This is a genomic window from Rhodovulum strictum (assembly GCF_009649175.1).
GTDB classification, from domain to species: Bacteria; Pseudomonadota; Alphaproteobacteria; order Rhodobacterales; family Rhodobacteraceae; genus Rhodovulum; species Rhodovulum strictum.
In genome coordinates, this window is the sequence record NZ_WJPO01000016.1 from 1 (window position 1) to 20626 (window position 20626).

The 20626-nt window shown below is 67.7% G+C and carries 20 protein-coding genes; 7 read left to right on the forward strand and 13 right to left on the reverse strand.

All coding sequences use genetic code 11. The annotated features are described in order from the left end of the window. Positions 1–699 precede the first annotated feature (699 nt). Both GH815_RS10860 and GH815_RS10865 read left to right on the forward strand, forming a co-directional pair. Complete coding sequence (locus tag GH815_RS10860; RefSeq protein WP_153748803.1) at positions 700–1578, forward strand: hypothetical protein; 879 nt, start codon at positions 700–702, stop codon at positions 1576–1578. A 12-nt stretch (positions 1579–1590) separates the two neighbouring features. Next, the gene (locus tag GH815_RS10865) at positions 1591–2157 is read left to right on the forward strand and encodes a DNA-binding protein (protein WP_153748804.1); all 567 of its coding nucleotides are present in this window, start codon (positions 1591–1593) and stop codon (positions 2155–2157) included. A 328-nt stretch (positions 2158–2485) separates the two neighbouring features. Here the strand turns inward: GH815_RS10865 and GH815_RS10870 are convergent, their stop codons facing one another. Next, on the reverse strand, positions 2486–3115 hold the full coding sequence (locus GH815_RS10870) for a TetR/AcrR family transcriptional regulator (protein ID WP_153748805.1): 630 nt from the start codon (positions 3113–3115) through the stop codon (positions 2486–2488). A gap of 115 nt (positions 3116–3230) precedes the next feature. Between GH815_RS10870 and hpbA the strand changes: the two genes are divergently transcribed. The 3 genes from hpbA to GH815_RS10885 all read left to right on the forward strand — a co-directional run bounded on the left by hpbA (position 3231) and on the right by GH815_RS10885 (position 9664). Next, positions 3231–5267 carry an N-methyl-L-proline N-demethylase HpbA gene (gene hpbA / locus GH815_RS10875; protein WP_153748806.1) on the forward strand — a complete coding sequence of 679 codons (2037 nt, stop codon included), beginning with the start codon at positions 3231–3233 and terminating at the stop codon, positions 5265–5267. A 134-nt stretch (positions 5268–5401) separates the two neighbouring features. Beyond that, entirely contained in the window at positions 5402–6544 is a 1143-nt protein-coding gene (locus GH815_RS10880; RefSeq protein WP_153748807.1) for an efflux RND transporter periplasmic adaptor subunit, read from the forward strand. Positions 6545–6559: 15 nt separating this feature from the next. Next, complete coding sequence (locus tag GH815_RS10885; protein ID WP_153748808.1) at positions 6560–9664, forward strand: efflux RND transporter permease subunit; 3105 nt, start codon at positions 6560–6562, stop codon at positions 9662–9664. Between the two features lie 10 nt (positions 9665–9674). Here the strand turns inward: GH815_RS10885 and ureG are convergent, their stop codons facing one another. The 12 genes from ureG to GH815_RS10945 all read right to left on the reverse strand — a co-directional run bounded on the left by ureG (position 9675) and on the right by GH815_RS10945 (position 16857). Next, complete coding sequence (ureG, locus tag GH815_RS10890; protein ID WP_153748809.1) at positions 9675–10298, reverse strand: urease accessory protein UreG; 624 nt, start codon at positions 10296–10298, stop codon at positions 9675–9677. After that, positions 10295–10942, reverse strand: a complete 648-nt coding sequence (locus GH815_RS10895) for an urease accessory protein UreF (RefSeq protein ID WP_153748810.1) — start codon at positions 10940–10942, stop codon at positions 10295–10297. Before GH815_RS10895 ends, ureG begins: the two co-directional genes overlap by 4 nt. Next, a complete protein-coding gene (ureE, locus tag GH815_RS10900) occupies positions 10932–11486 on the reverse strand; it encodes an urease accessory protein UreE (protein ID WP_153748811.1) in 555 nt (184 codons plus the stop codon). The genes GH815_RS10895 and ureE overlap by 11 nt, the downstream gene beginning before the upstream one ends. Positions 11487–11511: 25 nt before the next feature. Continuing rightward, on the reverse strand, positions 11512–11736 hold the full coding sequence (locus GH815_RS10905; protein ID WP_246176394.1) for a DUF1127 domain-containing protein: 225 nt from the start codon (positions 11734–11736) through the stop codon (positions 11512–11514). A gap of 147 nt (positions 11737–11883) precedes the next feature. Then, positions 11884–13593, reverse strand: a complete 1710-nt coding sequence (gene ureC / locus GH815_RS10910; protein ID WP_153748812.1) for an urease subunit alpha — start codon at positions 13591–13593, stop codon at positions 11884–11886. After that, complete coding sequence (locus GH815_RS10915) at positions 13594–13944, reverse strand: antifreeze protein (RefSeq protein WP_246176395.1); 351 nt, start codon at positions 13942–13944, stop codon at positions 13594–13596. It lies immediately after the preceding gene. A 40-nt stretch (positions 13945–13984) separates the two neighbouring features. Beyond that, positions 13985–14467: a hypothetical protein gene (locus GH815_RS10920; protein WP_153748813.1), complete on the reverse strand. Its 483-nt coding sequence runs from the start codon at positions 14465–14467 to the stop codon at positions 13985–13987. A 26-nt stretch (positions 14468–14493) separates the two neighbouring features. Next, positions 14494–14799, reverse strand: a complete 306-nt coding sequence (locus GH815_RS10925; RefSeq protein WP_153748814.1) for an urease subunit beta — start codon at positions 14797–14799, stop codon at positions 14494–14496. Between the two features lie 9 nt (positions 14800–14808). Next, positions 14809–15384, reverse strand: a complete 576-nt coding sequence (locus tag GH815_RS10930; RefSeq protein ID WP_153748815.1) for a HupE/UreJ family protein — start codon at positions 15382–15384, stop codon at positions 14809–14811. A gap of 67 nt (positions 15385–15451) precedes the next feature. Continuing rightward, positions 15452–15739, reverse strand: a complete 288-nt coding sequence (locus tag GH815_RS10935; RefSeq protein ID WP_153748816.1) for a hypothetical protein — start codon at positions 15737–15739, stop codon at positions 15452–15454. 4 nt (positions 15740–15743) lie between these two features. After that, positions 15744–16046: an urease subunit gamma gene (locus GH815_RS10940; protein WP_132694014.1), complete on the reverse strand. Its 303-nt coding sequence runs from the start codon at positions 16044–16046 to the stop codon at positions 15744–15746. A 1-nt stretch (position 16047) separates the two neighbouring features. After that, a complete protein-coding gene (locus GH815_RS10945; protein WP_343030798.1) occupies positions 16048–16857 on the reverse strand; it encodes an urease accessory protein UreD in 810 nt (269 codons plus the stop codon). 428 nt (positions 16858–17285) lie between these two features. Here GH815_RS10945 and urtA point away from each other — a divergent pair, with 428 nt between their 5' ends. Then, on the forward strand, positions 17286–18566 hold the full coding sequence (urtA, locus tag GH815_RS10950; protein ID WP_153748818.1) for an urea ABC transporter substrate-binding protein: 1281 nt from the start codon (positions 17286–17288) through the stop codon (positions 18564–18566). 51 nt (positions 18567–18617) lie between these two features. After that, positions 18618–20591 carry an urea ABC transporter permease subunit UrtB gene (gene urtB / locus GH815_RS10955; protein ID WP_153748819.1) on the forward strand — a complete coding sequence of 658 codons (1974 nt, stop codon included), beginning with the start codon at positions 18618–18620 and terminating at the stop codon, positions 20589–20591. Positions 20592–20626: the final 35 nt, after the last annotated feature.

Sequence of the window (20626 nt, forward strand, 5' to 3'; positions counted from 1 at the left end):
ATGGCCCCGGTCTACGGTCGGGATGTCACGTCCCTTGCTCGTGCTGATCGTGGCCGGGGGATGGTTCCGCGCTGGTTTCCGTCTCCCGCAACTGGTGGATCGCGGTGCACAGGGCCGCCGCCGATGAAACCAGAGTGGCCGGCCCTCGGGTCACAGGGGCCGGCCTCTGCAAGCGAAATCTTTTCGTCCGCTGACGTCTCGATCAAACGGCAATCTTTGCCACTTGATCCCCGTTCCGCTGACCGATCACACCAGAACGAACACTTTTCGTTCTGGTCGCTGGACCGGTGGGAACAGTTTTCCCACCGGTTCCGCCGGTGGCTGCAACGGCAAGCTTTGCCGATGCAGGGCGGACCCGTGCCAAAGGCCAGACTCTAGCCTTTGGCACGGGTCCGCAAAACCCCTTGTGCCATGCGGGGTTTTGGTGTTTCCTGACGGTGGAGCCTCAAATCTCCGCATCCTGTGGTGGGTCGCGCCACCCATGCCCGGTGCGAACGGAAACGCTTTCACCTGACATGAACGGCGCAGCATACCCGGTTCTCCGGGTGCGGTCGCATATCCACGTGGCCGGGAGAGCATGGCGCATGTCCAGGGCGAAAGCCTAAAGGCCCTGCTGCCGTCCACAGGCGGTTTTGAGCTCCCGGCCTCAGCGCTGCCCGCTGAGAAGCGCTCTCAAAAGCGCCCCTGTGGAGACCACGCATGACCACCGAAAACGCCCCCCGCGAAAGCCTGACGAACTTCTCCGTTCGGGTCGATGACACCTATCACGCCCTGCGCGCCTTCGCCCTGCTCTTGGACAAAGCGACCGAATACGCGCCCGACGAGATCAGCGGAACCATCGCCTATGGCGTGTCGCACCTGCTGAGCCGCCAGCTCGACGACCTGCAAGACATCAACACCGGCGTCAGCGACCTGATCGCCCGCGTGAAGGCCGCAGAGCGGGCCGCGCCCCCGGCCGGTCCGCAGCACCGTACCTGGGAGGCGATGCGCGCCGCCTGCCTGGCCGATGGCGAGCGGCCCGCCTGGCACGATCTGGACCTGATCGCCACGCGCGCCTGCGTGCATCGGGACGAGGCCGCGCGCGTCCTGTTCGTCCTGACCGGCGAGGATCACGCCGGGGCCGACTATCGCGCCTGGGACGGCCACCCGGCCGAGGGCCTGCCCGCCCATCTGCTGGCCCGCACGATCCACCGCACCCTGTCGCAATGCGACCTCTGGGGGCGTGTCAGCACGGCCACCGGGCTTGAGCTCGACCAGGTGAAGGACGTGCTGAACGCGATGCTGGACGCCCTGCCGCACCGGGCCGACGCCAGGGGGCAGATTGCCGAAATGACCGCGAACGCGAAGGCCGAGGCCGACATGCACGCCCGCGTGGCCGCGCGCGACCAGGACGATGCCACCCCGGCCGAGTCGGAGCCCGAGGCCGCCCCCGCGACCGATGCGCTGGACCGCCTGCGCGAGGCCGATCTTGGCCAGATCGCCCGCGATACCAACCTCAAGGAAGACACCGTCAAGCGCGTGGTCGCGCGGCTGCTGGCCGATCCTGGCGGAACAGCAACGCGCGCTGCACTCGGGTGATGGGAGGCGACCATGACAGGTGAACTGCCCCTGACGGTCCAGGTGCCCGCCGAGGACTGGGCCTATGCGCAACGCCGGATCGCCTTCATGGAGGCGCTGTTGCTGCGGGTGGTGCGCGAGCGCCGCCAGCTGCAAGAATGGTTCACCGCGGCCGAGCTGGCCGAACAGCGGCTTCCCGGCCTTCCGGGAACCCGCGCTGCGATCACCCGGAAGGCCCGCCGCGAGAACTGGCTATGCCTCCCGGTCAAGCGGCAGGACAGGCGGAGCGTGGCCTATCACGTATCCGCCCTGCCACCCCGCGCCTTCGATGCGCTGATCGCGCGCATCCTCGATCTGCCCGCGCTGGACGCGGGCTCCTTCGCAATCGCGGACCTTCCGAAGCCGCAGGGGGTCGCGGAGCCGGTCCCCGACAATACCGCGCCCCCGTGGGTGCTGCCCCTGATGCGCATCCTGCGCAACGAGGCCCACGGCGATCTCAGCCTCGCATGGCGCACGCTGCCCGATCACCTGGCACCCGGAACCGTCTTGCCTGACGTCCACGAGGCGGCAAGGATACTCCTCAGGCTGGGCCTGGCCTGAGGGGGCGCGATGGAGGAGGATACCGCCGAGGCGGCGGCGGTGGTCCTGGCCGCGGGCGCGACGGATGAGCTGCCCGGCACGGCGAGCGGCCTGAAACGCGGATCAAGCGTCAGGCCGCGGCACAGGAGTCCAGCGATTTCCCCCGAAGCGTCAGCCACGCCAGTCGGCGCGATATTCCTGACGCCTGCCGAAAATTTCCGTGCAGAAGCTGCGGCCAATCCGTGCAAAAGCTGGCGCCGCGCTACAGCTGGCCCCCTGTCTGCACGTCGCGCAGCCTGTCGGAGCGGGATCGAATGATTTCCCATCCAGCCCATCCGGGCGGCTTGTGTCAGGTCAGGGCTTGCAGCCTCGCCCGGATACGCGCCATTTCGGCGTCGCTGGGGCGCTGGCCGCAGTAGGTTTCGACATAGCTGGGCACACGCTCCAGCCGGGTCTCGAGGTTTTCGCGGGTCTGCATCGAGATGTAGCCGATCTGTACCATGTAGATCGTCCGCGCCCGGACATCGGCATCCATCGGATCGTGGTACCAACGCTCCAGCAGCGCGCGCAAGGCGCTCAGGCGCAGGTTGTCTGCCGCGTGCAGGCGGTCGAGGATCGCGCGGTCCCGCAAGGCCCAGCCCCGGACCGCGAATTCGAACCGCGAGTCGAATGTCCGGTCGGACAGGAAACAGCCGATCACGTTCAGGATCGCCTCGGCCTCGGTCGCGGCATAGGCACCACAGGCGGCAACAAGGGGCTTTGTCGTCCGGCTTTCCCATCTGTCGGCAAGGGCGGCCAGCAGCGCGGCGCGGTCCTTGAAGAACCAGTAGAAGCTGGTCCGAGACAGCCTGAGCCGGGTGCCGAGCGGCTGGATCTTGACCGCGTCGATGCCCTGCTCGATCAGCGTTTCATAGGCCGCATCAAGCCACAGCTCTGGCGAGCCGCGCCATCCGCTGTCAGTTTGCTCTGCCCCGTCCATGGTACAACCCTAGCGGGTCGGCGGCTTTGGAACAAGGAAATGTTCAGCGATGCCTTTATAATTGACGGTACTGTACATTTCCGGCACTCTCCCGCAACCATGCCGGAGAAGCCAGATGCCGACCGATCCCCTGTTGCAGCCCTACCGCCTGAAACACCTGACCCTGCGCAACCGGATCATGATCACCAGCCACGAACCGGCCTATCCCGAGGACGGGATGCCCAAGGATCGGTACCGGGCCTATCACGTCGAACGGGCGAAGGCCGGTGTGGCGCTGACGATGACGGCCGGTTCGGCAAGCGTGGCGCGCGACAGCCCGCCCGTGTTCAACAACATCCTTGCCTGGAAGGACGAGGTCGTGGGCTGGATGAAGCGGCTGACCGACGAGTGCCACGAGCACGGCGCCGCCGTGATGATCCAACTGACGCATCTTGGCCGCCGCACCCGCTGGGACAAGGCCGACTGGCTGCCCGTCGTCGCCCCCAGCCACGAACGCGAGGCGGCGCACCGCGCCTTCCCCAAGCGGATCGAGGATTGGGACATCGCCCGGATCATCGGCGATTTTGCCGATGCCGCCGAACGGATGCAGGCGGCCGGGGTCGATGGCATCGAACTGGAAGCCTATGGCCACCTGCTGGAACAGTTCTGGTCGCCCCTGACCAACGATCTGGATGCACCCTGGGGCGGCAGCCTGGAAAACCGGCTGCGCTTCAGCCTTGACGTCCTGCGCGCGATCCGCGACCGGGTGGGGCCCGAGTTCATCGTCGGCATCCGCTATACCGGGGACCAGAACCAGCCGGGCGGCATGACCAAAGCCGAAGGGATGGAGGTCAGCCAGAGGCTGAGGGACAGCGGGCTGGTCGATTTCCTGAATGTCGTGAAGGGCCATATCGACACCGATCCCGGCCTGACCGACCTGATCCCGATCCAGGGCATGCGCAATGCCCCGCATCTGGACTTTGCCGGGGAAATCCGCGCCGCGACGGGCTTTCCCACCTTCCACGCCGCCAAGATCCCCGATCTGGCGACCGCGCGCCATGCGATTGCCAGCGGCAAGCTCGACATGGTGGGGATGACCCGGGCGCACATGGCCGATCCGCATCTGGTGCGCAAGCTGATCGAGGGGCACGAGGAGGACATCCGCCCCTGCGTCGGCGCGAATTACTGCCTTGATCGCATCTATCAGGGCGGCATGGCGCTGTGCCTGCACAACCCCGCCACCGGGCGCGAACTGACCGAACCCCAGACCATCGCCCCCGCCCCCGCAAGCAAGCGCATCACCATCATCGGCGCCGGTCCGGCGGGGATGGAGGCCGCGCGGGTTGCCGCCGAACGGGGTCATCATGTCACCGTCTTCGAGGCCGCCGACCAGCCCGGCGGGCAGATCCGGCTGACCGCCCTGCAAGAGCGGCGGCGCGAGATGATCTCGATCATCCGCTGGCGGTTCGAGCAATGCGAGAAACGCGGCGTGACCTTTCATTTCAACACCTTCGCCGATGCCGATGCGGTGCTGGCGACCCGGCCCGACGAGGTGATCGTCGCGACCGGCGGGCTGCCCCATACCGAGGTTCTGTCCGAGGGCAACGCGCTTGTCTGTTCGGCATGGGACATCCTGTCGGGCGATGTCAAACCCGAAGCCTGCGTGCTGATCTTCGACGATGCGGGCGATCACGCGGGGTTGCAGGCGGCCGACCTGATCTCGGCGACCGGGGCCCGGGTCGAGATCGTCACCCCCGATCGCAGCTTCGCGCCCGAGGTCATGGCAATGAACCTTGTGCCCTACATGCGCGCCCTGCAAGCGCGCGACACGACCTTTACGGTGACCTGGCGGCTCATGTCTGTGGTGCGCGAGGGCAACCGGCTGCGCGCGACCCTGGGCAGCGATTACAGCGATGTCCGGCGCGAACGGCTGGTCGATCAGGTGGTGGTCAACCACGGCACCCGCCCGCTGGACGATCTGTATTTCGAGCTGAAGCCGCTCTCTTCGAACCTCGGCGAGGTGGATTATACCGCGATCGCCACCGGGGGTCCGCAACGGCTTGCGCCCAACCCACAGGGCCGTTTCCGGCTGTTCCGCATCGGCGACGCGGTTGCCGCGCGCAACACCCATGCCGCGATCTACGACGCGCTTCGGCTGGTCAAGGATATCTGATCCGCCCTGCCCCGGCGCCCGGCGTTCACGTTTCGCTCGCCAGGCCGTGAGGCCCCGGGGAAGTGACTCGGGCGGCGCGGCGCTATATCCTTTGCCAAGGCCGCATCGCGGCGCCCCTTGTGACGGAACGCCCGATGATCCGGCAAATCCTGATTTCCGCGGCCGTGATCGGCTGCACAATCGCGCTCTGGATCGTCTTCGTTCCGTCGGCGCGGCCGATGCTGGACCGGCTGGGCGTGCTGTCTCTGTTCGGGATCGAGGCGACGGCGCCCGGTCCGAACGCAGCCGATACAAGGCGCGGCGGGGCCGTCGCGGTCGTGGTCGAGCCGGTGACCGAGGGGCGGGTCAGCGACCGGGTGGCAGCCATCGGCGACGGGCGGGCGCTGCGTACGGTGAATGTCCGCGCGCGGGTGGCCGGCGAGGTGGTCGAGATCGGCATCGCGGACGGCACCTTTGTCGAACAAGGCAGCCTGATCCTGCGGCTTGAGGACGAGGCCCAGCGGATCGCGGTCGAGCGGGCCCGGCTGATGCTGGAGGATGCCCGCGACGAGGCGGCGCGGTTGGTCCGGCTGGAAACCACGGGTGCCGTGACCGAGGTCAGCCGCCGGGCTGCCGATCTGGCGCTGCGCACGGCCGAACTGGCGCTGCGCGAGGCGGAATTCGCTCTGGAACAGCGGCGCGTTCTGGCGCCGATTTCGGGCTGGGCCGGGGTGCTGGATCTGGCCGCGGGCGACAGCATTTCGGCGCAGGACATGGTGGTGACGCTGACCGACCGCTCGCAGATCCTGCTGGATTTCCGGGTGCCCGAGCGCGTGGTGGGCCAGATCACGCCCGGCATGGCGCTGGAGGCGCGGCCGCTGGCGACGCCGGGCAATGTTCTGGCAGGTCAGGTGCAGGCGGTGGACAATGTGGTGGACCCGGCCAGCCGCACGTTGCGGGTGCAGGGGCGGCTTGCAAATGACGCCGACAAGCTGCGGGCGGGCATGGCGTTCGAGGTGGTGCTGCGCTTTCAGGGCGAGGTGCTGCCCTCGGTCGATCCCTTGTCGGTGCAATGGTCCGCGGACGGTTCCTATGTCTGGGTGCTGCGCGACGACCGGGCGGAACGTGTGCCGGTGACGATCCGCCAGCGCAGCGCCGATGCGGTGCTGGTCGAGGCGGCGCTGGAGATCGGCGAAAAGGTCGTGGTCGAGGGGGTGCAGATGCTGCGGCCCGGGGCCGAAGTGCGGATCGTGGCCCCGCAGGCCGCGCTGGCCGGGGAAGCCGCCGCACCGCTTTAGCGAAAGGAACGCGCCATGCTGGAGGAAGCGACACGCGCCGCCGAGGGAGGAGGCCCCGCGCTGTTCGTGCGCCGGCCGATCCTGGCGCTGGTGGTCTCGGCCCTGATCGTGCTGGCGGGGTTTGCGGCGCTGTTCGGCGTCGAGGTGCGCGAATTGCCGAATGTGGACCGCCCCGTGGTCACCGTCACCACCGATTTCCAGGGCGCCGCTCCCGAGACCATCGACCAGGAAATTACCGGCCGGATCGAGGGCGCGGTGGGGCGGGTCGCGGGCGTGCGCTCGATTTCCTCGAACTCGCGCTTCGGGCGCAGCCGGGTGACGGTGGAATTCGCCGAAAGCGTCGATATCGACGTGGCCGCGACCGATATCCGCGATGCGGTGGCCCGGGTCGAAAGCCAGCTTCCGACCGGCGCGGATGCGCCGCGCGTGGTCAAGGCCGATGCCGATGCCCAGCCGGTGATGCGGATTGCCGTCACCTCGCCCCGGCGCAGCGCGCAGGAACTGACGCGGATCGTCGAGGACCGGGTGCTGGACCGCGTGATCTCGGTCGAGGGGGTGGCGGATGTGCGCGTCTATGGCGAGCGCCAGCCGATCTTTCGCGTCGATATCGACCAGGCGGCGCTGGCCAGCCGCGGGCTGACGCTGGCCGACATGGCGCGCGCGCTGTCGGATGCAGGCTTCAACGCTGCGGCGGGCGATCTGGAAGGATCGCGCCAGTCGATCAATGTGCGCACGACGGCGATGGTCGCCTCGCCCGAGGCGTTCGAGGATCTGCGCATCGCGCCCCATGTCGAGATCCGCGACGTGGCCAGCGTGACGCTGGGCCCCGCGCCGAACGAGACGATCCTGCGCGCGAACGGGCAGACCGGAATCGGGCTGGGGGTGATCCGGCAGGCGGGCAGCAACACGCTGGACATCTCGAAGAACGTGCGCGCGGTGGTGGCAGAGCTGGACCGCACGCTGCCCGAGGATCTGGAAATCTTCGTCACGTCGGATGATGCGGTCTTCGTCAATGGCGCCATCGCCGAGGTGCTCAAGACGCTGGGGCTGGCCATCGCGATCGTGGTGGCGGTGATCTTCCTGTTCCTGCGCGATGCACGCGCCACGCTGATCCCCGCGCTGACCATGCCGGTCGCGCTGATCGGGACGCTGGCGGCGATCTACATGGTGGGCTTTTCGGTCAATATCCTGACGCTGCTGGCGCTGGTGCTGGCGACGGGTCTGGTGGTGGATGATGCGATCGTGGTGCTGGAAAACATCGTCCGTCGCCGGGGCGAGGGGATGGGGCCGCGCGCCGCCGCCGTGCTGGGCACCAAACAGGTGTTCTTTGCCGTGGTGACGACGACGGCGACGCTGGCCGCGGTCTTCGTGCCGCTGTCCTTCCTGCCCGGACAGGCGGGGGGGCTGTTCCGCGAATTCGGCTTCACGCTGGCGATTGCGGTCGGGATCTCGTCGCTGGTGGCGCTGACGCTGTGTCCGGTGCTGGCCAGCCGGCTGCTGACGGCCGGGACCGGGCGCACCGGGCGCGGGCCGGTTGCCTGGCTGGGCGCCATGCTGGCCGGATTCTATGCCCGCTCGCTGCGCTGGGCGCTGGCGATGCCCCTTGTCGTGGTGCTGGTCGCGGTGCTGTTCGCGGTCACGGCCGTTCTGGTTGCCGGGGGCATACGGCAGGAACTGACCCCGCGCGAGGATCGCGCGGTGGCGCTGTTGCGGGTCAGCGCGCCGCAGGGCGTGTCGCTGGACTACACCCAGCAGAAGATGCGCGCGATCGAGGACGCGGTGGCCCCGCTGCGCGCCTCGGGCGAGATTGCCAATGTGTTCTCGATTGCCGGGATGGGCGGGGACAATGCGGGCTTCATGGTTTTCACGCTGGCGAAATGGCAGGAGCGCGCACGCAGCCAGGACGAGATCGTGGCCGAGATCAATGGCAAGCTGCGCCAGATCGTCGGCGTGCGCGCCTTTGCGATCCAGCCCAATTCGCTGGGCATTCGCGGGGCAGGCCGGGGCCTGAGTTTCGCGATCACGGGCGACAGTTACGAAAGCCTGTCCGATCTGGCCGAGCGGCTGGTCGAACGGATGCAGGACGAGCCCGCCTTTGGCGAGGTGCAACTGGAATACGAGACCACCCAGCCGCAGCTTTTCGTCGAGATCGACCGCATCCGCGCCGCCGATCTGGGCATCGACATCACCGGGTTGGGCGATGCGCTGCGCGCGATGCTGAACGGGCGCACGGTGGGGTCCGTCTTCATCGGCGACCAGAGCTTCGACATCCAGATGCTGTCGAGCGCGAACCCGGTGAACGATCCGGGCGATCTTCAGAACATCTTCGTGCGCACGGGCGACGGGCAGATGGTTCCGATGTCGAGCTTCGTGCATCTGGAGGAACGCCCGGTCGCCCCGGAACTGGACCGCGAAAATCAGGGCCGGGCGGTCAAGATCGCCGCCAGCCTGTCGCCCGAGCTGGGGCTGGGCGATGCGCTGTCCCGGGTCGAACTGCTGGCCGCCGACCTGATGGAGGAACAGAACCGCATCGTACCGCTGGGCGAGGCGGCGACGCTGGACCAGACCAATGCCGGGCTGCTGATCATCTTCGGCTTTGCCATCGCGGTGGTGTTCCTGGTGCTGGCGGCGCAATTCGAAAGCTTCGTCTCGGCCATCGTGGTCATGGCGACGGTGCCGCTGGGATTGGCCTGCGCGGTCTTTGCGCTGATGCTGACAGGGCAAAGCCTGAACGTCTATTCGCAGATCGGGCTGGTGATGCTGATCGGGATCATGGCCAAGAACGGCATCCTGATCGTCGAGTTCGCGAACCAGTTGCGCGACGGCGGCGCCAGCGTGGCGCAGGCCGCGCAGGATGCCGCGACGATCCGTCTGCGGCCGGTGATGATGACCATGGCCTCGACCGTGCTGGGCGGCGTGCCGCTGATCCTGTCCTCGGGCGCGGGCGCCGAGGCGCGCGAGGCGCTGGGCTGGGTGATCGTGGGCGGACTGGGGCTGGCGACGGTCTCGACGCTGTACCTGACGCCGGTGGTCTATTCCCTGCTCGCGCGCTTCACGAAACCGCGGGCCGAGGAGAGCAAGCGGCTGGCGCGCGAACTGGAAGAGGCCCTGACCGGCTGAGGCGCGGGGCTCAGGCGGGTTCGGCCAGCCCGCCGATCAGGCAGAGATGATCCACGATCTCGTCCACGCCCTGGCCATGGCGCAGCGCGGCAAAGATGAACCGGCCCTGCCCGCGCATCCGCCGCGCGTCGCGCTCCATCACCGCAAGGTCGGCCCCGACATGGGGGGCAAGGTCGGTCTTGTTGATCACCAGCAGGTCGGATTTCGTGATCGCGGGGCCACCCTTGCGTGGGATTTCCTCGCCCGCGGCGACGTCGATCACATAGACGGTCAGATCGGCCAGTTCCGGGCTGAAGGTGGCCGACAGGTTGTCGCCGCCAGATTCGATCAGCACCACATCCAGATCGGGAAAGCGGGCGTTCAACTCGGCAATGGCGGCAAGGTTGATCGAGGCATCTTCGCGGATCGCGGTGTGCGGGCAACCCCCGGTTTCCACGCCCCTGATGCGTTCCGCAGGCAGCACCTGCATGCGCATCAGCGCCTCGGCATCCTCTTGCGTGTAGATGTCATTGGTGACGACCGCGACCGAGAGGCGGGGGGACAGCGCCCGGGCCAGCGCCGCGGTCAGCGTGGTCTTGCCCGCGCCCACGGGGCCGCCAATGCCGATGCGCAAGGGTCCGTTGGGAGAAGTCATGTGCGAAACAGCCTCGAATACTGGGTTTCGTGGTTCATCGACGCGATGTCGGCAAGGAACGCGGTGCTGGCAAGATCGTCGAGCGTCAGGGCGGTCGCCGCCTCGGCCACCTCGGCGCAAAGCGGCGTCAGCGCGCTCAGCACGGTCTGCCCCTCGGTCTGGCCGATGGGGATCAGCCGGATCCCGGCCGAGACGAGGTTCGAGGTGAAGGCGTGCAGATACATCCGCGCGGTCAGCACCAGCGGCAGATCATGCAGCCGCGCAGCGCGGCCCAGCGCCACGGGATAGGTGAAACCGGGCAGATCGGCGGGCCAGATGGCGGCGGTGATCTGCGCAAAGGCTGCGCCCTGCGCGGTGGTTTCCAGAAGCCGCTCGGCCGAGGGCTGAAAGGCACGGGCGGTGGCGTCGATCTGCGCCAGCGCGGCGGTATCGGCGGCGTTGTAGGCCGCCGCCAGCAGGATCGCATCGGACCGCCCTGCCCCATGGTCCAGCAGGTCGGCAAGCCAGTCGCGCAGGCTGGCGGCATCGGTCACCGCGCCCTCCTGCACCGCCCATTCCAGCCCGTGCGAATAGGCAAAGGCCCCCACCGGATAGGCAGGGGACAGCCATTGCACCAGCGTCAGGATCTGGGCGTCAGTGGCCATGGCCGTGGTCATACCCGTGATGGTGCCCATGGTCATGCGGGTGCTCGTGGTCGTGACCGTGGTGGTGGTGCCCGTGGTCGTGGGAATGGTCATGCCCATGGCTGTGGGAATGGGTCCGGCCATGGCCATAGGCGCCGCCTTCGGGCAGGAAGGGTTCCTCGATCTCGACGATCTCGGCACCGAGGCGTTCCAGCATGTCGCGGATCACATGATCGCGCTGGATCACCAGGCGGCCGGGGTCGATCTGGCAGGGGGTGTGGCGGTTGCCGACATGCCAGGCGATGCGCACCAGATCGGCGCCGGTCACCTCGTAAAGCGGTTCGTCGGCCGCCCGGATCTTGACCGTCAGCCCCTCATCCAGAACCAGCACATCGCCTTCGTTCAGCGACGTGGTCTTTGCCAGATCGACAAGGAAGGCCAGCCCGCCATCGCTGACCAGCCGCTTGCGGCGCAGGAAACGCGCATCATAGCCAAGCGTCACGCAATCGTCGGCAGGCCCGTCCACGGCCAGCCGCAGCTCGCGGGCCACGGGCAGCGCGCTCATGCCCGGCCCCCGGCCCGCACGGGGCTCAGTTGAACAGGTCGCGGAAGACGTAGCCCGGGATATCCTCGCGCGTCAGCCCCATGCGGGCCAGTTGCGCGTCGGAACAGGCGTTCAGGTTCTGGATTTCGCGCATCCGCGCGCGGCGCAGGGTATAGGCGTTGAACCCCTGTCCCAGCCCCGCAAAGAACAGATCCAGCCGTTCGGACATGCCGCCGGGCACGGATTTCATCGTCATGAAAGGCGTTGCCATCGGAAATCTCCTCGTGGTTCACAAGAAGTTTCCTCCCTTGCCCCTTAACATAGGGCTTACGAAGCAACCGGCCCAATGCAGGATGGGCATTCCCGCCAATCAAATGCTGCAATGCAGCGAATTTGTGCGTCTGCGTCATCTTTTTCCTCAGAACAGGAAGTAGCGCTGCGCCATCGGCAGCAGCTCGGCCGGCTGGCAGGTCAGCAACTCGCCATCGGCGCGCACCTCGTAGGTTTCGGGATGCACCTCGATCCGGGGCAGCGCGTCGTTCAGGATCAGGTCGCGCTTGCCGATGCCGCGGGTGTTGCGCACCGCGACGGTCTGCTTGGCCAGGCCCAGTTTCGCGCGCACATCCCCGGCCTGCGCCGCCTCGGAGACGAAGATCACCGCCGAATTCTCGACCGACCGGCCATAGGCGCCCCACATCGGGCGGGTATAGACCGGCTGCGGCGTGGGGATCGAGGCATTGGGATCGCCCATCTGCGCACAGACGATGGTGCCGCCGATCAGCACCATTTCCGGCTTCACCCCGAAGAAGGCGGGATTCCACAGCACCAGATCGGCGCGCTTGCCCTCCTCGATGGACCCGATCTCGTGCGACAGGCCATGCGCGATGGCCGGGTTGATCGTGTATTTCGCCACATAGCGGCGGACGCGGTAATTGTCGTTCTGGCCGGTTTCCTCGGCCAGCCGTCCGCGCTGGAGCTTCATCTTGTGGGCGGTCTGCCAGGTGCGGATCACGACCTCGCCCACCCGGCCCATCGCCTGGCTGTCGGAGGCGATGATCGAGAACGCGCCCATGTCGTGCAGGATGTCCTCGGCCGCGATGGTTTCGCGGCGGATGCGGCTTTCGGCAAAGGCCACATCCTCGGGGATCGACTTGTCGAGATGGTGGCACACCATCAGCATGTCGAGATGCTCTTCGAGCGTGTTCACCGTGAAGGGCCGGGTCGGGTTGGTCGAGGCGGGCAGGACATGATCCTCGCCGCAGACCTTGATGATGTCGGGCGCGTGCCCGCCGCCTGCCCCCTCGGTGTGGAAGGCGTGGATCGTGCGCCCCTTCATGGCCTTGATCGTGTGTTCCACGAAGCCGCTTTCGTTCAGCGTGTCGGTGTGGATCATCACCTGAACGTCCATCGCATCAGCCACCGACAGGCAGCAATCAATGGCGGCGGGCGTGGTGCCCCAATCCTCGTGCAGCTTCAGGCAGCAGGCCCCGGCCTCGACCTGTTCGACCAGCGCGGCGGGCAGCGAGGCATTGCCCTTGCCCGCAAAGGCCAGGTTCATCGGGAAGGCGTCGGCCGCCTGCAACATCCGCCCGATATGCCAGGGCCCCGGCGTGCAGGTCGTCGCCAGCGTGCCATGCGCGGGGCCGGTGCCCCCGCCCAGCAGGGTGGTCAGGCCGGAATGCAGCGCATCCTCGATCTGCTGGGGGCAGATATAATGGATATGGCTGTCGATGCCGCCCGCGGTCAGGATTTTCCCTTCGCCCGCAATCGCCTCGGTTCCCGGACCCACGATGATGTCGACGCCGGGCTGGGTATCGGGATTGCCCGCCTTGCCGATCCGGGCGATGCGCCCATCCCGGATTCCGACATCGGCCTTGTAGATGCCGGTATGATCGAGGATCAGCGCATTGGTGATGACGGTATCGACCGCCCCTTCGGCGCGGCTGGCTTGGGACTGGCCCATGCCGTCGCGGATCACCTTGCCGCCGCCGAACTTGACCTCCTCGCCATAGGTGGTCAGGTCGCGTTCGACCTCGATGATGAGGTCGGTATCGGCAAGCCGCAGCCGGTCGCCGGTGGTGGGGCCGAACATCGCGGCATAATCGGCGCGGGCAATCTGTTTGGGCATTCAGCGCCTCCCAAGGGGGTTCTTAGGCCCGCGCCGGGCGAGCCGCTTGGCATTGGACCGGGTGCGCCGCCGGATCGGGCGCACCATTTCTTCGGCAATGCGCACGGGCGAGGCGCCGCGCGCGGCCGCCTGCCCGCCCTGCATCGCGGGGCGGGTGAAGGCGGCGGTCTTTTCGGTGACCATGCGCGTGGTCTCGTGCGGCGTGGTCGCCCAGAGCCCGCCCATGCCCAGCATCCGCATCGCGATGACCATCTGCGCCTCTTGCGCCATCAGCGCCATCTGCCAGCCGACGCGCCAGAACTCGACCAGCGCGCCGGGCGTCCCGCTGAACCGCAAGACGATGGGGAACATCGGCGTGGCCCCGACCAGAAGGGGAAAGGGCCGTTGGCGTTCATTCGCCCTTCCCCTTCGGCGCGTCCGGATTGCCGGGCAGGACAGGCGGCGAGGCCGGTTGGCGCCGTGCCCGGCTGCGCGGCGGCGCGGCCTCGGCAGCGGGTTTGCGCGGCGCGGGATCGGCCGGCGCTGCGTCGGCCGGGCTGAGCGTGGCGGCGGTATCCTCTGCGGCCGCCGGGGCCGGTGCGATCGTTGCCACGACAACCGGCGGCAGGGGTTCTTCGGCAACCGGGTCCATGCGCGGCTCTGCCTCGGCTCCGCCTGCCTCAAGGTCGATATCGCAGGGCGCGTCACCCTCGCCCAGCGCCCCATCCGCGGTCAGCGGATCGACGCCACGCGCGCGCATCAGGGCGAACCAGGGATTGGCGCGGATCATCGTCTCGGTCAGCATCTGCATGAACCGCATCTGCTGATCGACGACATAGCCTGCCATCCAGAATGGCGTGGCGGCGAAGAAGGGCGGCGGGGATGTGGTTGTCATCTTCTGGTCTCCTGCTGTGCGACTGGTCAGAGATCGCCCATGACCTGCCCGTTGAAGCCGAACACCCGGCGGGCCCCGGCAATGGGGATCAGCGCGACCTCGCGTTTCTGCCCGGGCTCGAAGCGGACGGCGGTGCCCGCGGCGATGTCAAGCCGCCTGCCGCGCGCCGCGGCCCGGTCGAAATCGAGCGCCGGGTTCGTCTCGGCGAAATGGTAATGGCTGCCGACCTGCACGGGCCGGTCGCCGGTATTCGCCACCATCAAGGTGATCGCCTCGCGGTCCGCATTCAAGGTCAGGCAGCCTTCGGCGGGGAAAAGCTCTCCGGGGATCATGGGGTTTCCTCAGCCTGCATAGACCAGAACGGCACCGGCCCCGGCGACAAGGGCGCCGGAAGCGCGGGCGAGGATCGCGCCGCCGAAACGTGCCATCGCCCAGCCCGCCAGAACGCCCGCCGCATGCAGCAGCGCGGTGGCCAGTGCAAAGCCGCCCAGATAGGCCAGCGCGGTCGCCCCGCCCATTTCCGCAGCATGGGCATGGCCATGGAACAGCGCGAGCGCGCCCACCACCGCCGCGCCCGCGGCGAGCGGCAGCCGCACGGCCAGCGCAACAAGCACGCCCAGCACCAGCACCGAGGCCAGGATCATCGGCTCGACCATCGGCAGCGGCAGCCCGGCCAGCGCCAGCCCGAAGCCCAGGCTCATCGCACCGACGAAAGCGGCGGGCAGCGCCACAAGCGCGCGCCCGCCCAGCGTCACCGCCCAGAGACCCACGGCCACCATGGCAAGGATATGGTCAAGCCCGAAGACCGGATGGGTGAAGCCCGCCGCAAAGGATCCATGCTCGGCCGGGTCGAGATGGGCAAGCACGGGGCTGGCGGCAAACAGCGCGGGCACAAGGGCAAGGGCAAGGCGTTTCATGGGCAGTTCTCCGGGCATTTGGAAACGGATGGGGATGGGCGCGGGGCCGAAAGGCGGGCGGGCGGTTTCATGCGGTCACCTTCTGCAACTCGCGCCGGGTCTGAAGCGCCGAGGCGGGCGCGACCAGCAGCATGATCTTCCACGCGTTGAAGCCGCGGGCGAAGGCCGAGTCAGCGTCCTCGATTCCAGCCAGGTCGAACCCCTGCGCCCCCAGCCAGACGGCCCCGGCGCCCAGCGCCAGCGCGGCAAGGATCGCGACCGGCACGGCCAGCCGACCGGGAATGCGCCGCACCAGAAGCCGGGGCACGAACCAGCCGATCAGGATCGACAGCAGGATGAAGACGACAAGGACCATGCGGCTAGCGGATCGGGTTGTGGACGGTGACGAGTTTCGTGCCGTCGGGGAAGGTGGCCTCGACCTGCACCTCGTGGATCATCTCGGGTACACCCTCCATGCATTGGGCGCGGGTGATGACCTGCGCGCCCGCCTCCATCATGTCGGCGACGGAGCGGCCATCGCGCGCGCCCTCGACAACGGCGTCGGTGATCAGCGCAATCGCCTCGGGATGGTTCAGCTTGACGCCGCGGGCCAGCCGCTTGCGGGCGACCTCGGCGGCCATGGCGATCAGAAGCTTGTCCTTTTCGCGGGGGGTCAGTTGCATGTCAGGTCATCCATGATCTTGGCAGGGATCCATCGGTCAGCCGCCCCAGCACCGGCACCAGCACCCGGCGAAGGGCGAAACTGTCGGGCGCCAGCAGGCGCAGGGCAAGCAGGTCGGCGCCGATCAGGCTAACCCCGCCGGTGGCGGGCATCAAGGCACGCAGGGGCGCCAGATGCGCCTCGGCCTCGGGGGCGACGAGGATCACGCTGGCCATCGCACCCGCGCCGCTTGCAACGGCAGGCCGGGCCAGATGGGCGGCCAGATCGCCCTCGAACCGCAGCGCGTCGAGATAGAGGGGCGCTCCGGCGCGGCGGATCTCGATCCGGTCGCGGAACGAGACGGCGCGCAGCACCTCGCCCATCGCGGCGCGGCCGAAGACCAGCGGTTCGACCAGCAATAGCCGGGCATCGGGGGCCAGATCGGCCACCAGCCGCCGGTCCAGCGCCGCGCCGTCGTAAAGGATCGTCTCCTGCGGCAGCCAGTCGAGCCGCGCACCCGGCGCAACGCCCAACCGGTTGGTCACGCGGCCCCGTTCGCCGGGCTGGGCGCGATAGGCGCGCTCGGCGGCCTGGGTTGTCACGCGCAGATGGCTGCCCGGCTCTGCCTGAATATCGGCTTCAAAGCGGTCGCCACCGGTGATCCCGCCCGCGGTGTTCACCAGGATCGCATCCAGCGCGCCATCCCGCGGCCGCGGGAACAGCGCCTTGAACGCCCCGCTCTGGCGCAGCCGGGCAATCGCCGAACCACGCGGACCGGGCCCAGCCGACAGCCGGACATGGCCCGCGGCCCTGGGCTGTGCAGTCACCGTCACGGCCGCCCGCCCTGTCGCAAGACAATTGATCTGCCTGCCCCCCGATACCCTGTCGCGTCGCACATCTTGTCTCGCATCCCCGGGGGATATGCACAGGTTTTCGGCAGAATCGGGCCGAAAAGCATGGCTTTCTGCACACATATTGGGCCCATATGGTGTTTTCTGCTCATTGCATGCGCAAAATTTCCGACAGATCCGGTTTTCGACCCATCGCCGCTGCCCTTGCAATTGCGTCGCCGCCGCGGCGCAGAAAAGCCTTGGGGCGCCCGCCGAGATGACGATGGATCAAGGGGGGAGTGTGACGGCTCGCGAAACGGGACATCGAACGGGCCGCCACAGGGGTGCAACAGAGAGGCTGCAAGGCCAGGGGCAGATGCCGCGCGCCCGGCGCGCCTACCGCCCGCAAGTGCCTTGCGCGGAGGGAATCCATGAAGAAGATCAAGACGATACTCGCCAGCGCCGTCGCCTTTTCGGCGCTGACCCTGCCGGTCTGGGCGCAGGACACGATCAAGGTGGGCGTGCTGCATTCGCTGTCGGGCACGATGGCGATTTCCGAGACCACGCTGAAAGACACCATGCTGATGCTCATCGACGAGCAGAACAGGAAGGGCGGCGTGCTGGGCAAGCAGCTTGAGGCGGTCGTGGTCGATCCGGCCTCGGACTGGCCGCTTTTCGCGGAGAAGGCGCGCGAGTTGCTGACCATCTCGAATGTCGACGTGATGTTCGGCTGCTGGACCTCCGTCAGCCGCAAGTCGGTGCTGCCGGTGATCGAGGAGCTGAACGGGCTTCTGTTCTACCCGGTGCAGTATGAGGGCGAGGAAAGCTCGAAGAACGTGTTCTACACCGGCGCCGCCCCGAACCAGCAGGCGATCCCGGCGACGGACTATTTCCTCGAGGAACTGGGCGTCGAGAAATTCGCCCTGCTCGGCACCGACTATGTCTATCCGCGTACCACGAACAACATCCTGCAATCCTATCTGAAATCCAAGGGGATCGCCGAGTCGGACATCTTCGTCAACTACACCCCCTTCGGCCATTCCGACTGGTCCAAGATCGTCTCGGACGTGATCGCGCTGGGCGCCGACGGCAAGAAGGTGGGCGTGATCTCGACGATCAATGGCGACGCCAATATCGGCTTCTACAAGGAACTGGCAGCCAAGGGCGTTTCGGCCGACGACATCCCGGTGGTCGCCTTCTCGGTCGGCGAAGAGGAGTTGTCGGGCCTCGACACCTCGAACCTGGTGGGGCATCTGGCGGCCTGGAACTACTTCATGTCCGCCGACACGTCCGAGAACGCCACCTTCATCGAGTCCTGGCATGCCTTCATCGGGGACACCAAGCGCGTGACCAATGACCCGATGGAAGCCCATTACATCGGCTTCAACATGTGGGTGAACGCGGTCGAACAGGCAGGAACCACCGATGTCGATGCCGTGCGCGAGGCGATGTGGGGGCAGGAATTCCCCAACCTGACGGGCGGCATGGCCGTGATGGGCACCAACCATCACCTGTCCAAACCCGTGCTGATCGGCGAGATCCTGGCCGACGGGCAGTTCGACATCATCAGCCAGACCGACGAGGTGCCGGGCGATGCCTGGACCGATTTCCTGCCGGAATCGGCGGTGCTGACCTCGGACTGGAAGGAACTGGGCTGCGGCATGTACAACACCCAGACCCAGTCCTGCGTCCAGATCAAGTCGAACTATTGACGTGACCGGGGGGCGGGCTGCCGCCCCCCCTTTCCCGACAGGCTGACCCGCATGCGCATCCTTCTTGCCGCACTCACCCTGCTGTGTCTCGTCGCCACGGCCCGGGCACAGGACATCGCCCCCGAAAGCCCGGCCCTCACGCCCTTGCAGGCCCTTCTGCAAGAGCATCGTGCGGCCATCGAACAGGGCGCGCGCCGCGGCATCGGCCCGGCGATCGAGGCGCTGCGCGACAGCGGCCTGCCCGAAGCGCGCAGCGTACTTGAAAAATGGCAGGCGCGCGAATTGTGGCTGCGCAAGTCCGACGGGCTGTTCTTTCTGGCCGAACCGGCCGAGGGCGGCTATCGCCTGATCGACCCGGCCACCGGCGAAACGGCGGGCAGCGCCACGCGCGACGAGGTCACGCAGATCCGGCCCAATAGCGGCATCCGCGCCGTGCTGGCGGGCGCGCTGGTGCAGTTCCAGCTGACCGACCCGAACCCGGCCGTGCGCGCCGCGGCGCTGGACGCCATCGCGCGCCGCTCCGAAGCCACGCATCTGGACGCCCTGCGCGCGGTTCTGGAGGACGAGACAGACCCGCGGCTGAAGGCGCGCAAGGCGCGGCTGGAACGGCTGCTGACGATTTCCTTCGACCCGGACCCGGATGCCCGCATCGCCGCCATCGAGGGCTTTTCGGGCGATATCGGCGTCGATGTGCGCGCCGCGCTGAACCCGCTGGTAGCGACCACCCGTGCGGTGACGCCGGGCGACCCGCCTGCGGGCGAAAACATCGCGCGCCGTCTGAGCCCCGGCAGCGACGCGCTGGAGCGCGAGGCGGCCTATGCCATGCTGGTCGAGGCCGGGCTTGCCCCGCCCCGGATCGGCCGGTCCGAGATCCGCGCAGCCCTGGCTGCCAATGTCGAGGACGGCCGGGTGGGCGGCGTGCCGGTGGCCGAGTTGAACAGCGAGGATGCGCGGGAGCGCGCCTATGCCGGGCTGGCCGCGGCGGGGCTGGTGCCCGCCCATGTCACCGAGGCCGGGATCGACGCGGCGCTTGCCGCGCACAGCTTCTACGACCGCTATGCCGAGGCCGACCCGCGCGTGACAGACGCCGCAAGCGCGGCGCTTGCCACCATCGCGCTGATGGTCGGCGTCAACCAGATGGCCGATCTGGCGCTGGATGCGCTGTCGCTGGCCTCGATCTATTTCCTTGCCGCCATCGGGCTGGCGATCACCTTCGGCGTGATGCGCGTCATCAACATGGCTCATGGCGAGTTCATCATGATGGGCGCCTATACCGGCTATGTCGTGCAGCAACTCATCCCAGACTACACGATCTCGATCCTTGTCGCCCTGCCGCTCGCCTTTGCCATCACCTTCGGCGCGGGCGTGGCGATGGAGCGGCTGGTGATCCGCTGGCTCTACAACCGGCCGCTGGAAACGCTGCTGGCGACCTTCGGCATCTCGATCGCGCTGCAACAGCTGGCCAAGAACATCTTCGGCACGCAGGCCCGCCCGCTGACCTCGCCCGCCTGGCTGGACGGGGCGCTGGTCATCAACGATGTCGTCTCGATCAGCTATATCCGCATCGCGATCTTCGTGCTGGCGCTGCTGTTCCTCGGGCTGTTCCTGTTCATCATGCGCCGCACCCGGCTGGGGCTGGAGGTGCGGGCGGTCACGCAGAACCCGCGCATGGCGGCGTCCATGGGGATCAATCCCGACCGGATCAACATGCTGACCTTCGGGCTCGGCTCCGGCATCGCGGGCGTCGCGGGCGTGGCCATCGGGCTTTATGCCAAGGTCACCTCGGAACTGGGGCAGGACTATATCGTGCAAAGCTTCATGACCGTGGTCGTGGGCGGCGTCGGCAATATCTGGGGCACGCTTCTGGGCGCCACGCTGATCGGCTTCCTGCAAAAGGGGATCGAGTGGTTCAACCCCTCGAACACGCTGGCCGCGCAGACCTACATGATCCTGTTCATCATCCTGTTCATTCAGTTCCGGCCGCGGGGGATCATCGCCCTCAAGGGCCGCGCCGCGGGGGATTGATGCGATGAATGTGCCTTCTTCTTGGCCCAAATACC